Source organism: Acinetobacter soli (assembly GCF_018139125.1).
In the GTDB taxonomy this organism is placed as follows: Bacteria; Pseudomonadota; Gammaproteobacteria; order Pseudomonadales; family Moraxellaceae; genus Acinetobacter; species Acinetobacter soli.
Genome location: NZ_CP073241.1, coordinates 2,542,004 through 2,555,416, shown reverse-complemented (window position 1 = coordinate 2,555,416; position 13,413 = coordinate 2,542,004). Strand labels below are relative to the sequence as shown.

Here is a 13,413-nt window from a genome sequence, read left to right as displayed (position 1 = left end):
ATGGCTTGGGCATTTTTGAGGGATTCAATTAGCGAACGACTTGAATAATTTTGTGGTTGTGATCGTTGATTAAAAGATAATGGCCGTTGGCTTTAATCCAGTGTTGGCCGCGCCCTGGCTTATGAAGCTTTTTATATCCGCGATGATCGACTTTATAACGATCAGATACGTACTGTTTTGGTGCGAACTGACCCGGACGCCAGTCGGCTTTTTTATCCTGATACGCAGCATGATGCTCATGACGCATGTCGTTGTGATCGTGTGGTGCAGCCATAGCCGAAGTGGTCACAATACCTGCTGTTGCTAAAATAATGGCAGTAGTTAATTTACGCATGATGTTCCTCATTTATCTTTGTCGATTTGATAAATCTAATGTAATGAATGATTTAAGATGAATAATGAAGACACGTTGTGAAAATGCGAACTTCATGGATAAAAATTGGATCCAAAAAATTTCTTAAATAAAAAAAGCCTGAACGTGGGTTCAGGCGAAATCTGACTTTTTGAGGAGATCGATTAAAAATTCATGATGCGAACAATATCGTTGCTGTCTGAATTGACCAGAATAAAATCATTGTTAATTTTATACCACTGCTGGCCACGGCTCGGACGGGGCAGATTAAACTCGCGATAGTCGGCTTTATAGGCATCGCCGCGATAATGCTGCGGCATGATGTAACCTGTCTGCCAGCGATGCTGTTTTAAACGCTGCACGCCTTGTTCTTGACGAAAGCGGCGCTCCGAACGAATCGAGTCATCCTGATCGCGATCAAAACGATTTGAGCGATCAAAACCTTGACCGCGATCACGGGGAGGTCCCCCCATATCTGATCCACGATCAAAATTAGGTGCTGCGATCGTGACAGTGCTTGTGAGCGTAGCAAGTGATACGACTAAGCTTGTCAAAATCTTTTTCATGATGCATCCTCGACGACACAAGTATTCTCTGTGAATGGGTATTTGTACGAGCCTTTAATGTACAAAAAAAATGCAGAGAAACTGTGAAGATCATTCAATAATTCTATTAAAAATATGGAGATATCTTTTTTGTTTATCAGGCTAAGGTGCTGAATTTTTTCGGCTTAGATCCGGCTTGTATATCATAAGATGCAATATTTTTATTTGATCATGATCTTAACTTTAAATGGATCTGATTGCATACGCAACCAGACCTAGACCAATGTGTAAGTGACCGAACACATGCTGTTCAAGATTCGCTTTATCCGTTAATCCTGTGCATCGATACTGACGCCGTTTAAATCGAGACTATCATCACCCATCAAGTACAGATAGGCGGGCATGATCGATTCGGATGTTGGTAAAGACAGTGGATCTTCTTCAGGATAGGCTTTGGCACGCATGGCGGTACGTGTTGCCCCCGGGTTAATGCAGTTAAAGCGAATATTCGGATAAGTATGTTCGCTGGCAAAAATTTTGCTGACAGCTTCAATGGCAACTTTTGAAACCGAATAAGCCCCCCATAATGCGCGCGCTTCACGGCCCACACCGGAGCTGGCAAACACTACCGATGCATTTTGCGATTTTTCAAGCAAGGGCAATAGTGCCTGCGTTAATACAAACGGTGCGCGCAGATTTACTGCCATGACATCATCCCATACGTCGGCAGGATAATGCGCCAGCGGAACACGTTCACCCAAGATGCCCGCATTGTGCAAAATACCGTCTAGGCGACCAAACTGGTCTTCAAGAGTATTAAACAGCAATTCGTAATCACGATCTGAAGCACTTGAAAGCTGTAACGGCAAAATGGCCGGTTGCGGTGCACCCAGACTCTCAATTTCGTCATAAATGACTTCAAGTTTGTTTAGGGTACGGCCATGCAATACTACGGTAGCGCCATGTAAGGCATAACTTAGTGCTGCTGCACGCCCAATGCCATCGCCAGCACCCGTGATTAAAATAATGCGGTCTTTGAGTAAATCGGTACGAGGTTGATATTCTGAATATTTCATTGTGGAACCTCCTTAAAATTGAGTGTTGTTATCAAGCATGCTGTTGCATCTGTTCAGCTGGATTTGATTTTAAACCCAGCTGCTGCAAAATTTTTGTTTCCAGTTCTGTAACTGTGTGCACAATCGCATCGGCTTGCCATGCCGCCAGATCGTCTTTGTAGGCCAGCGGTAGGTAACCATAAGCGGCCAGAATCGTATACATGTTGGCTGCGCGTCCTGCATCGATATCACGCGGATGATCACCCACATAAATAATCTGCTCGGCTGGAACCTGAAGCTGCTCGGCCGCCAGAAACATCGGTTCTGGATCAGGTTTGGCATGTTTGACATCTTCTGGGCATACCAACACCGCACAACGCTCGGTCAGATCAAGTCGCTTTAACAGCAATTCGGTCAGATAACGTGGTTTATTGGTGACAATACCCCACGGAATCTGCTGCGCCTCTAACTGTTCGAGTAAAGATGTCATCCCGCTAAACAGGTCGGTGTCGACGACAATATCTTGCTCATACAAATCGAGAAAGCGCTGACGATGCGCGAGAAAGGTCGCATCATCGACGGCCAGTTCTGGATAGACCAACTTCACCATGGCACGAGCGCCTTCAGACACTTGAGTGCGAATCAAGTCGGCATCGACTACATCACGCTGTTCTTCACAGCACATGGCCTGAATGATGCGAATAAAGTCAGCCGCTGTGTCAATCAGGGTACCATCAAGATCAAAAAGAACAGCGCTCATGATTATCCTTGTTTTACCGTATGAACCATGTAGTTAACATCGACATTTGGCGCGAGCCAGTAACGCTTGGTCAGCGGATTATAATGCAGACCGATCATATTTTTGAGCGTGAGCCCCGCATGGCGAATGTCTTGCGCCATTTCGGACGGTCGGATAAATTTGTGATAGTCATGCGTGCCCTTTGGCAGCAAACGCAAGATGTATTCGGCACCTAAAATGGCAAATACATAAGACTTTGGATTACGGTTAATGGTGGAGAAAAAGACATGTCCACCCGGTTTAACCAAAGCCTGACAAGCACGAATAATCGATGCAGGATCTGGTACATGTTCCATCATTTCCATACAGGTCACGACATCGTACTGACCGGCTTGTTCTTTGGCCAAGTCTTCCACCAGTACCTGACGGTATTCGATATTGCTGACGTTTTCTTGCTGGGCATGCAAACGACCCACATTCAGCGGCGCTTCACCCATATCGATCCCGAGTACATCTGCACCACGGCGTGCCATGCTTTCGGCTAAAATACCGCCCCCACAACCGACATCGAGCACCTTTTTACCCGCCAAACCGCCTGCATGCTCGTCAATCCAGTTCAGACGCAATGGATTGATCTGATGCAATGGTCGAAATTCAGAATCCTGATCCCACCATTGGGCCGCAAGTGCTTCAAATTTTGCAATTTCTTGTGGATCAACATTCAACTGTGACATGCGGGTGACCTCAGATTAAAATGGATTGTCATGATTTTGATATATTGTTTAGTGTAGCGATAATTCTAGAAAAAGCGATAAATTCAGAAAAAATCTTCACACAACGAAACGAAAATTGAATATTTGTTTTATATTTAGCGCATACACTCAGCATAACGATTCAGAGGATAATACGGACAATGAAAAAATTTGTTTTGGGCGGACTTTCTGCTGCAATAATGGCCTTTTCGGGCACCACGATGGCAGCCGACTTTGTGGCAGGCAAGGACTACACCGTGATTGCAAACCCGGGTAAAGTCGCGGTACCGGGCAAAATTGAAGTACGTGAGTTTTTCTGGTACGGCTGTCCGCACTGTTATAAGCTTGAGCCATACATGCAAACATGGTTAAAGCAACTGCCAAAAGATGTGAATTTCTTGCGCACGCCGGCTGCCATGAATAAAGTCTGGGAGCAGGGTGCTCGTGCCTATTATGTGTCTGAAGCGCTGGGTGTACGTCAAAAAACGCATCTCCCGTTGTTCCATGCGATCCATGCCCAAAACCAGCAAATTTTTGATCAGGCATCTTTGGCCAAGTTTTATGTGAACTATGGCGTGCCAGAGCAAAAGTTCAACAGCATGTTTAACTCTTTCCCGATTACGGCCAAAATTGCTGAATCGAACAAACTGGCGCAGCAGTATCAATTAACGGGCGTGCCGGCTGTGGTGGTCAACGGCAAATACGTGGTACAGGGTGAAGATGGTAAAGTGGTTCAGGTGGTGAACTATCTGGTGCAAAAAGAGCGCGCTGCGAAAAAATAACCCACAAAATCGCGATTAGCCCTCATAAAAAGGTTTCTGAACATCAGAAACCTTTTTTGTACATGCTGTTTTAGCAAGGGTTAGGCATCTTTGAGTTCAATCTCGAATGCATCCAGATTGATCGACTGCGCAGGTAAAGAAAGCGCCTGATTGATATACAAGTTGATCAGTTTTTGTCGTGAGCCAATCGAACGCTGATAATAGCTCGAATTGAGCAACAGCGCTGCACCATATGTCAGTGACCAAATGTATGACAGGTAATCACGAATCGACATGTCGTAATTGACCGATTTCAAATAGGCCTCGGTGATGTCCTTAATGGCCAGAATACGTGCCTGACGAATCTCGTAGAGCGCTTCGAATAAATGATTCAGCTTCGATTCGGTCATGGTCAGGTTTTCTTCAAGCTGATGCAGTAAGATGGTACGTGCAGGCGCCGTCAAATGGTGCAACATGTAGGTTGGTGCATATTCCTTGAAATCACGATTGTGCTGTTGGGAAATCTCCAGCAAACGCTTTTCATTTTGAATCACCAGCTCTAAAAGTAGCTCGTTTTTACTTTTAAAATGTTTATAGAGGGTGCCTTTGGCGATATCAAGCTCTGCCACCAGCTCGTCTAGGGTAATTTCCTGATTGTTTTCCAATAACAGCTTTTCGGCGACACTTAAGATGCGTTCTTTACGGATTAAAAATTGTTGATGGCGATCTGGATTCATGAGTATTCCTGTCACTGTTTTGATCACACGCCAGCATCCATTTGCTTTGGGCGAAATTATCTGTTGTCTTTGGTGATACTTCCCATCTATAGCATGTTGCATCACCTGTCATCAACAAAAAAAGCCACGCTATTCCCAGTTTGCAACGCCTCTGAACAATAAGCGCACTTGGGTTGTGGCATTTTCAACAAAGTTATGTTGCTGATCAGACAACATAGGCTCTTGTAATTGACGTGGCAGGCTTAGCCATGTCATGGCCCAGGTAAAAGACATATTAATCAAAATATCGGAAAGCACTTTTAAATCTTGAGAATGCTGAATATGTTCAAACATCGGCAGTTTACGCAGGTCGCTGGCCAGATCTTCAATCAAATCGTCGATTTCGCGTGCAATGGCCTGACGTACTGCCGCAGAGCCGCCCCAACGCTCAGCAATCATAAATTGCCATTCTAGAGGGCTGCGGTTGATGGCTTGAAAAAACAGCTCAATACTGGTTTGCGGATGTGAATTGGCTTGTTGCAGATAACTTTGACCGAGCTGATGAATCAGACTTTTAATATGAAGCGCAACTTGATCGACCAGTTCTTGTCCTAATGCATCCATATCTTGAAAATGCCGGTAAAACGCGGTGGGAACCAAACCGACCTCGCGGGCCACTTCGCGCAGACTGATACTGCTAAATGAACGACCCCCTGTACTCAGTTGTAACGCGGCATCGAGTAATGCCTGACGACTTTGCTGTTTACGTTCATCCCGGATCGACATGCCCATGACCTAATAAAAACCTGCCACGAGTCTATCAAAAAGCATCGGTATTTCAAAAAAGTAAAAATAAGCAATCAAAAAACCAGTGAACACCTGTTGACTGAAATAAAAAAAGAGCCTATTGTGTACAAGTGTTCACTAAAAGCACATTTGTTCACTCATATAAATAGCCAGATACAAACGAGGAACGTATGAACATGTTAGCCCGCTACCAGCCGCAATGGATTCGTGAAGACTTTGTCGATTTTGTACTCGAACAGGTCAACCCAATGTGGTCGTGGAAGAAAGCCAAAGCACAGGTGGTTGCGGTTGAAGCCGTAGCGTCTGATTTTTATCAAGTGTGTTTATTACCGAATACTCATTTTAATACACAGCAGATCCGTGCCGGGCAAAACCTCTTGGTCACGCTGGTGCTTGAGGGTGTTCATCAGCAGCGCAGTTATTCGATTATGCGTAGCCACCCCAATGGTCAGATTGATTTAGGCGTTAAGGTACAAGGCAAGGTGTCTCGCGCAATGAGCCAGCTTAATGTGGGGCAGGTGATTGAGATTTCGCAGCCACAAGGTGACTTTATTTTGGCGCCGGCAGCGAATCGTGTATTACTCATTGCCTCTGGCAGCGGCATTACGGCCATTTATGCCTTGTTAGAGCAAGCACTTCGTCAGCAATCTGAGCAAATCGATGTGGTTTACTTCACCCGCGACGATGCCTTTCATGCCATGTTGCAGCAGGTGGCCGATCAGCACGAAACAGTCCGCTATCATCACATCAATACTGCACAGCAGCCACAGCATCTGAGTTTGGATTTTTTAAATCAACGCATATCCGATCTTGCACAGTGTCAGGTTTATGCCTGTGGTGCCTCGGCGATGATGCGTGCAGCAGATGACATTTTTACCCAGTTAGGGTGCCGCGACAGATTACATATGGAGTATTTCCAGAGCCAAGTGGATGAATCGCTTGAGGCACAGCCAGTGACTTTTATGCGTGCACAGCAGCAATTTGAGGCCCGAAGTAACTTGCTTGAAAGTGCCGAGCAGGCTGGACTACGCCCTGCGCATGGCTGTCGTATGGGAATTTGCAATACCTGCACATGCACCAAAGTCAGCGGAAGCACCAAAAATATACTGACCGGTGAAATTGATCATGGCAGCAATACCCAGATCAAACTTTGCGTTAGTCAGGCGGTCAGTCCTGTCGTGATTAACCTATAAAACGTTACAAGATCAGGATTCGGAGAAAAACAATGAATATGTCGGTTAAATTTCCTGAACACAGTAAATCGAGCTATTTAAGCCCTGAACAAATCGAGGCCTTTGGCCAAGAGATTGAAACGATTCGCCGTGAGGTGATGGATCACTTAGGCGAAGCCGATGCACTGTATATCTACAAAATTCGCAACTTTGTTCGCTACAGCGAAATTGCTTCACGTGGCATGCTGATGTTTGGCGGCTGGATTCCACCTGTATGGCTTCTTGGAACAGGGCTATTGGGTGTCTCTAAAATTGTAGAAAACATGGAACTCGGACACAACGTCATGCACGGTCAGTTTGACTGGCTCAATGATCCGAGTTTGAACGGCGCCAATTACGACTGGGACACCATTGCTACAGGCGACGACTGGAAATACACGCATAATTATGTGCATCACACTTACACCAATATCGTCGGTAAAGATCACGATGTCGGTTATGGCTTACTACGCGTGAGTGAGCAGCAAAAATGGGAACCGCGCTTTCTTTTGAATATCCCGATGGCAGCGCAGCTGATGCTGTTTTTTGAATGGTATGTTGGTGTGCAAAATCTGCACCTAGAAGATGCCTTGGTGTATAAAACTAGAAGCTGGAAACAGGTCTGGCTGGACTCTGCCAAACTGCGCAAAAAAGTGGTGCGTCAGGTGGGCAAAGACTATATATTTTTTCCACTCATTGCCGGCCCAAATGCGATTCCTGTCTTTATGGGCAATGCTGTCGCAAATGTGATTCGTAATTTATGGTCTTCTGCGGTGATTTTTAATGGTCACTTTACCGAAGATGCTGAAACCTTTGAAGAAGACCATACGGCTACCGAAACACGCGCGCAATGGTACTTACGTCAAATTCGTGGATCGAGTAACTTTAGTGGTGCCCAATGGTTACACATTTTAAGCGGTAACTTGAGTCACCAGATTGAGCATCACCTGTTTCCAGATATGCCGGCCAATCGTTATGCCGAGGTTGCACCAAAAGTAAAAGCCTTATGCCAAGCGTATGGCGTGCATTACAACGAGGCCAATTTTACCCAACAGTTTTGGAGTGTATGGGTTCGCCTCGCTAAATGTTCGTTACCCAATGAGATGTCTGCCAAACTGACTGGACGCTGGCAGAAAATCAAACAGCGCTTGTTGGGTGGGTACACCTGAGTCAGTTGCTGTTTTGTACAGTTGCAAGAGGCGCTGAAAATTTGTCCAATCTTCAAAGTCAGGTTTGCTATACTATGCAGCAATTTGAATAGTGGCTATTAAGGATAAGTTATGCGTATTGACCAACGTGCTCTCGATCAATTACGTGATGTAAAAATTACGCGCAATTATACGCGTTATGCAGAAGGTTCCGTATTGGTTGAATTTGGTCATACCAAGGTCTTATGTACTGCCAGTATTGATCATTCCGTGCCGCGTTTTCTAAAAGGCCAAGGCCAGGGCTGGGTAACCGCCGAATATGGTATGTTACCGCGCTCAACGCATACACGTAGTGACCGTGAAGCGGCGCGTGGCAAGCAAAGTGGACGTACACAGGAAATTCAACGTCTGATTGGTCGAAGCCTGCGTGCCATGGTCGATTTGAAAAAGCTGGGTGAAAATACCATCACCATCGACTGCGATGTGATCCAAGCTGACGGAGGAACGCGTACTGCTGCCATTACAGGTGCAGCTGTGGCGTTGGTCGATGCGATGAATGTGTTACTGGAAAAGAAAAAAATCAAGCATGATCCACTCAAAGGCTTGGTGGCTGCAATTTCTGTAGGCATGTATCAAGACGAAGTCTTGCTCGATTTGTGCTATGAAGAAGATTCAAACTGTCAGACTGACCTAAACGTCGTCATGACTCAGTCGGGCGAATTTATTGAAATTCAGGGTACAGCAGAAGACAAGCCGTTTACCCGTCCGCAAGCCGATGCCATGTTGGAAATGGCTGAAAAAGGAATTCAGCAGCTCATTAAAAAGCAGCAAGATGCACTAGGCTGGTAAAATAGTTTCAATAAAAAAACGCATCTTAGGATGCGTTTTTTTATGTCTATTTCCAATATGATGCAGATTTGGCGTCACTTTCTGGTCTAAAAAAAATAGTGAAAACAGAAACTTCGTTACAAGATTTCAAATTGTTTCACAAAGAGTAACCTTTTGTATTGAAGCACCTACATTCTCTGCCCATCCTGATCATGCTTGATCATTAAAGTTGTTCAGCATTGAAATTGAGAAATAGAGGAGCCAACTATGTTACAAATATTTATTGTGATTTGTGCGGTGATTACGTTTACCGTGATGGCAGCCGATCCGCGCCCGAGCCAAGATCAGCAATCGGCTTCTGCATGGCAAAAACCAGATCAGTCGAAACCATCACAGGCCACTCAAAAAATTATTGAGCAGCCGAATAACTCAGCGCATGAAGATGCTTAAGCATTAAAACGCATCGATAAATCGATGGCAGTGACGTCTTTGGTTAAAACACCCATCGAAATATAGTCGACACCCGTTGTTGCCACTTCGCGCAAGTTGTCTAGCGTAATATTACCTGAGGCTTCAAGTTTGCAGCGACCTGCTACATGCTGTACAGCATCAATCATTTGCTGTTGAGAAAAATTATCGAGCATTACAATATCGGCACCCGCCTCTAAGGCCTGTTCCAGCTCATTCCAAGTTTCTACTTCTACTTCAACAGGCTTGTTCGGTGCAATCTGACGCGCCTGCGCGATAGCCTGTGCAATTCCACCGGCTGCCATAATATGATTTTCTTTAATTAAAAAGGCATCGAATAAACCGAGGCGATGATTTTGTCCGCCACCAATGGCTACTGCATATTTTTGTGCGATACGTAAACCAGGTAGGGTTTTACGTGTATCAAGTAGTTTGGTGTGCAAGCCATCGAGTTGTTTCACATAAAATGCAGCTTTGGTCGCCACTGCCGATAAAGTTTGAATAAAATTCAATGCAGGGCGCTCGACCGTTAGAAGGCTACGTGCCGAACCTGCCAATTTTAAAAAAGCTTCACCCGCCTGAACGTGTTCACCTTCGGCTTTGAGCCACTCCACTTTTACTCGATGATCATAGTGTTCAATAAGCGCATCAACCCACGGACGACCGGCTAAAATCATATTTTCACGTGTAATAATGGTCGCAGTTGCTTGTTCGTGTTCTGGGGTGAGCAATGCCGTAATATCGCCATCACCAATATCTTCGTTCAACGCCTGTTGGATATTGAGTTGAATCGATTGTTCAAGCAATGATTGTGGAATGCTCATAAGTACGTCCAAGATGTAACCCAGAAAATTGAGCGATATATTAGCATTGTCGTTTTAAAAAATAAGTATTCTTGGCACAATATTCCTAAAATGCAGATACCGCTCGGCAGTTTCAATCTGTCGATACGTGATGGATGATGTCGCGAATGCTATGGCGAAAAAAGAGAGTTGTTTCAGATGATGCCGCGTTTTGAAGTCAAAGATGGTCAGTTAATCGGGGCAAAGCAGTTGCCTTCGCCAAATTTTAATCAGCGTCCGCCACAGACCGAGATGTGTTTGCTGGTGATTCACAATATCAGTTTACCGCCTTCACAATTTGGTGGCGGTTACATTCAGCAGTTTTTTCAAAACCAATTAGACTGGTCGTTGCATCCTTATTTTAAAGAAATTGAAGGCATGTGCGTTTCGGCACATTTGCTGATTTTGCGTAGCGGTGAGGTGATTCAGTTTGTAAACTTTAACGATCGTGCATGGCATGCCGGTCGCTCACAGTATCTTGGTCAGGTCGAGTGTAACGATTATTCGATTGGCATTGAACTGGAGGGTAGTGACGATCAGCCCTTTGAGCCAGAACAGTACGAAACACTGGCCGATGTCACATGTTGTTTGCAGCGTGCGTATCCTAAAATCCAGACACATATTGCGGGGCACTCCGATATCGCACCCGTCAGAAAAACCGATCCGGGGCCTTTTTTTAACTGGCCTCATTTTCGCGCAAAACTTCATGCAAAAAAAACTGCTGCTAGACATGATTTCGCAACGAAATAATATCCAAGTTTCATTACAATAACGACTTTGTGTTTAGGCGTGGGTAGAGGCGATGGCATTGTGGCGATCGACGTTTATTGTCAGTGCAATGACGATGTTATCTCGCATATTGGGTTTGGTCCGCGATATGGTCCTGCTCAATGTGTTTGGGGCAGGAAAAGATTTTGATACCTTTGTGGTGGCGTTTCGGATTCCAAACTTTTTTAGGCGCTTGTTTGCCGAGGGTGCATTTTCACAAGCCTTTATTCCTATTTTGACCGAATATAAAACGGGTCGTGCTCATGCTGAAGTACAAATTCTGATTAGTCGGGTGTTTGGTTGCCTGCTGATGGTGATGAGCTTACTTACCTTAGTGGCCATGATCATTGCACCGGTGATTATTTATGCCTATGCCCCCGGTTTTCACAACGATCCAGAAAAGTTTGATCTGGCTGTCGGAATGTTTCGTCTGACCATTCCTTACTTGATGTTTATGTCGCTGACCGCATTTGCCAGCAGTATTCTCAACAGTTATGGCTCGTTTGCTTCACCAGCTTTTTCTCCCGTTTTGCTTAACGTGGCCATGATTGCAGGGGCGTGGTGGCTCACGCCGTATATGCAGCAGCCGATTATGTCGTTGGGCTGGGCCGTACTTGGGGCAGGGATTTTACAGCTTGCGATCCAGATTCCAGAGCTTTGGCGTAAAAAACTCCTGATTCCACCAAAAATTGACTTCAAGCATGAAGGGGTCGAGCGCATCATGAAACTGATGTTACCGGCCTTGTTTGGTGTTTCGGTTACTCAGATTAACCTGTTGCTCAACACCATTTGGGCATCGTTTATGCAGGATGGTTCAGTTTCGTGGCTCTATAGTGCCGAGCGTATGACCGAGCTACCGCTCGGACTCATCGGTGTTGCGATTGGTACAGTGATTCTGCCTTCTTTATCTGCCCGTCATGCCGAGCAAAATCAGGAGAAGTTTCGCGGGATGCTGGACTGGGCTGCACGCGTGATTGTATTGGTGGGTTTACCTGCCAGTATTGCACTGTTTATGCTGTCGACACCGATTATTCAGGCGCTGTTTCAGCGCGGTGAATTTACTTGGGAAGACACCAAAATGACAGCACTGGCCCTGCAATGCATGAGTGGTGGCGTGATTGCCTTTATGTTAATTAAGGTATTTGCACCGGGTTTTTATGCCCAGCAAGATACCAAAACTCCCGTACGTGTAGGCTTGATTGCTGTTGCCACAAATGCGCTTTTAAACGTGATATTTATTGGGCTATTTAAGCTGATCGACTGGAAAGCCGAACATATGGCACTGGCGCTGGCCTCATCGGGTTCGGCTTTGGTGAATGCCGGAATGCTGTATTTTTATCTGCACAAGCGTAATATTTTCCGTTTTGGCGGACACTGGAAAAAACTCGCACTCCAGTATGCTGTCGCCAATTTAGCCATGATTGGGGCGCTATGGGGCGCACTGCATTGGTACGATGGGCAGTCTTCTCAGCTGATGCGCATCATCGAAGTGATTGTTTTTTGTGTAGTGGGTGTGGCTGCCTATGCAATCGCACTGTTTGCAACGGGTTTTAGACCTCGCCACCTAAAGCATGAGACATAAAATAAAGCAGCGCGTGGCAATACATGAATTGCGCTTTATTTTTTGTCGCAAGACAACCGAAGCGTTAAAAAACTGCTGTGATGACAGCAGTTTTTTTCATTATTTGGCTGGTAATACTTCGAGTAATTCAATATCAAAAATCAGCGTACTGTTTGGCCCAATCGCATCACCACTGCCGACTTCGCCGTAGGCCAGTTTAGCAGGCACAAACAAACGTGCTTTTTCACCTTCTTTCATCAGCTGTAAGCCTTCGGTCCAGCCCGGAATCACTTGGCTGAGTTGAAACTCGACCGGATGATTACGCGCAATCGAACTATCGAATACGGTGCCATCGAGTAAGCGGCCTTCATAATTCACTTTTACTCGTGATGTGGCTTTAGGTGATTTACCTTTACCTGCACTCAAAACTTGATATTGAAGACCTGATTTAGTGGTGATCACACCTGATTTCTTCGCATTTTCTGCCAAGAATGCATCGCCACTTTTCAGATTTTGCTGAGCCAGTTGCTGATATGCATACAGTTGTTTGGCTTCCATTTGCTTTTTATACTGACTAAGCACCTTGGCCATATCTTCATCCGTCAAAGCGGCATCTTTGCCTTGTGCACCTTCTTTGAGGCCCTGTACAAAAGCTTCAATATTGAGATCTTTTAGGGTATCGGCATTGGTACGACCCATTACATATCCATAGCTATAGCCTAATTGATCTTTTTGGGGGCTATTCTTGGTAATTGCTGCAAAGCCTGAAACAGACAGACTGGTTAAAACCAAACCGAGCACAGTTTTTTTCATCATTTTTATCCAAATTATGTGTCATATAAAAAAACAAGGAGAGTACA

Annotated in this window: 16 protein-coding genes; 7 read left to right on the top strand and 9 right to left on the bottom strand. The window is 45.2% G+C overall.

Features of this window, described 5'->3' with window-relative positions; all coding sequences use genetic code 11:
* Positions 1-28: 28 nt before the first annotated feature.
* The 5 genes from KCV09_RS11765 to ubiG all read right to left on the bottom strand — a co-directional run bounded on the left by KCV09_RS11765 (position 29) and on the right by ubiG (position 3,425).
* The gene (locus KCV09_RS11765) at positions 29-334 is read right to left on the bottom strand and encodes an RcnB family protein (protein ID WP_004941838.1); all 306 of its coding nucleotides are present in this window, start codon (positions 332-334) and stop codon (positions 29-31) included.
* 182 nt (positions 335-516) lie between these two features.
* A complete protein-coding gene (locus KCV09_RS11760) occupies positions 517-918 on the bottom strand; it encodes an RcnB family protein (RefSeq protein ID WP_004944447.1) in 402 nt (133 codons plus the stop codon).
* A gap of 308 nt (positions 919-1,226) precedes the next feature.
* On the bottom strand, positions 1,227-1,973 hold the full coding sequence (locus tag KCV09_RS11755; protein ID WP_004941833.1) for a YciK family oxidoreductase: 747 nt from the start codon (positions 1,971-1,973) through the stop codon (positions 1,227-1,229).
* A 31-nt stretch (positions 1,974-2,004) separates the two neighbouring features.
* Positions 2,005-2,715, bottom strand: coding sequence for an HAD family hydrolase (locus KCV09_RS11750; protein ID WP_212515774.1), 711 nt, complete (start codon positions 2,713-2,715; stop codon positions 2,005-2,007).
* A complete protein-coding gene (gene ubiG, locus KCV09_RS11745; RefSeq protein WP_004941828.1) occupies positions 2,715-3,425 on the bottom strand; it encodes a bifunctional 2-polyprenyl-6-hydroxyphenol methylase/3-demethylubiquinol 3-O-methyltransferase UbiG in 711 nt (236 codons plus the stop codon). The genes KCV09_RS11750 and ubiG overlap by 1 nt, the downstream gene beginning before the upstream one ends.
* Positions 3,426-3,604: 179 nt before the next feature.
* Here ubiG and KCV09_RS11740 point away from each other — a divergent pair, with 179 nt between their 5' ends.
* Entirely contained in the window at positions 3,605-4,225 is a 621-nt protein-coding gene (locus KCV09_RS11740; protein ID WP_004941825.1) for a thiol:disulfide interchange protein DsbA/DsbL, read from the top strand.
* A gap of 80 nt (positions 4,226-4,305) precedes the next feature.
* Here the strand turns inward: KCV09_RS11740 and KCV09_RS11735 are convergent, their stop codons facing one another.
* Together KCV09_RS11735 and KCV09_RS11730 are read right to left on the bottom strand one after the other, a co-directional pair.
* Entirely contained in the window at positions 4,306-4,941 is a 636-nt protein-coding gene (locus KCV09_RS11735; protein ID WP_004941821.1) for a TetR/AcrR family transcriptional regulator, read from the bottom strand.
* A gap of 129 nt (positions 4,942-5,070) precedes the next feature.
* Positions 5,071-5,706 carry a TetR family transcriptional regulator gene (locus KCV09_RS11730; protein WP_004941819.1) on the bottom strand — a complete coding sequence of 212 codons (636 nt, stop codon included), beginning with the start codon at positions 5,704-5,706 and terminating at the stop codon, positions 5,071-5,073.
* 191 nt (positions 5,707-5,897) lie between these two features.
* Between KCV09_RS11730 and KCV09_RS11725 the strand changes: the two genes are divergently transcribed.
* The 4 genes from KCV09_RS11725 (at position 5,898) to KCV09_RS11710 (ending at position 9,364) form a co-directional block, all read left to right on the top strand.
* The gene (locus KCV09_RS11725) at positions 5,898-6,920 is read left to right on the top strand and encodes a flavin reductase family protein (RefSeq protein WP_171497729.1); all 1,023 of its coding nucleotides are present in this window, start codon (positions 5,898-5,900) and stop codon (positions 6,918-6,920) included.
* Positions 6,921-6,952: 32 nt separating this feature from the next.
* Positions 6,953-8,107: a fatty acid desaturase family protein gene (locus KCV09_RS11720; protein WP_151747085.1), complete on the top strand. Its 1,155-nt coding sequence runs from the start codon at positions 6,953-6,955 to the stop codon at positions 8,105-8,107.
* A 111-nt stretch (positions 8,108-8,218) separates the two neighbouring features.
* Positions 8,219-8,935, top strand: a complete 717-nt coding sequence (gene rph / locus KCV09_RS11715; protein WP_004944432.1) for a ribonuclease PH — start codon at positions 8,219-8,221, stop codon at positions 8,933-8,935.
* Positions 8,936-9,181: 246 nt separating this feature from the next.
* Entirely contained in the window at positions 9,182-9,364 is a 183-nt protein-coding gene (locus KCV09_RS11710; protein ID WP_004941799.1) for an ABZJ_00068 family colistin stress protein, read from the top strand.
* On the opposite strand, the gene nadC is transcribed toward KCV09_RS11710, so the two are convergent.
* Positions 9,361-10,206 carry a carboxylating nicotinate-nucleotide diphosphorylase gene (gene nadC, locus KCV09_RS11705; RefSeq protein WP_111812267.1) on the bottom strand — a complete coding sequence of 282 codons (846 nt, stop codon included), beginning with the start codon at positions 10,204-10,206 and terminating at the stop codon, positions 9,361-9,363. The genes KCV09_RS11710 and nadC overlap by 4 nt on opposite strands.
* Before the next feature lie 177 nt (positions 10,207-10,383).
* Here nadC and ampD point away from each other — a divergent pair, with 177 nt between their 5' ends.
* Both ampD and murJ read left to right on the top strand, forming a co-directional pair.
* Positions 10,384-10,974, top strand: a complete 591-nt coding sequence (gene ampD / locus KCV09_RS11700) for a 1,6-anhydro-N-acetylmuramyl-L-alanine amidase AmpD (protein WP_004944419.1) — start codon at positions 10,384-10,386, stop codon at positions 10,972-10,974.
* Between the two features lie 52 nt (positions 10,975-11,026).
* Entirely contained in the window at positions 11,027-12,574 is a 1,548-nt protein-coding gene (murJ, locus tag KCV09_RS11695; protein ID WP_004941795.1) for a murein biosynthesis integral membrane protein MurJ, read from the top strand.
* 99 nt (positions 12,575-12,673) lie between these two features.
* On the opposite strand, the gene KCV09_RS11690 is transcribed toward murJ, so the two are convergent.
* Positions 12,674-13,366 carry an FKBP-type peptidyl-prolyl cis-trans isomerase gene (locus tag KCV09_RS11690; protein ID WP_048763157.1) on the bottom strand — a complete coding sequence of 231 codons (693 nt, stop codon included), beginning with the start codon at positions 13,364-13,366 and terminating at the stop codon, positions 12,674-12,676.
* Positions 13,367-13,413: the final 47 nt, after the last annotated feature.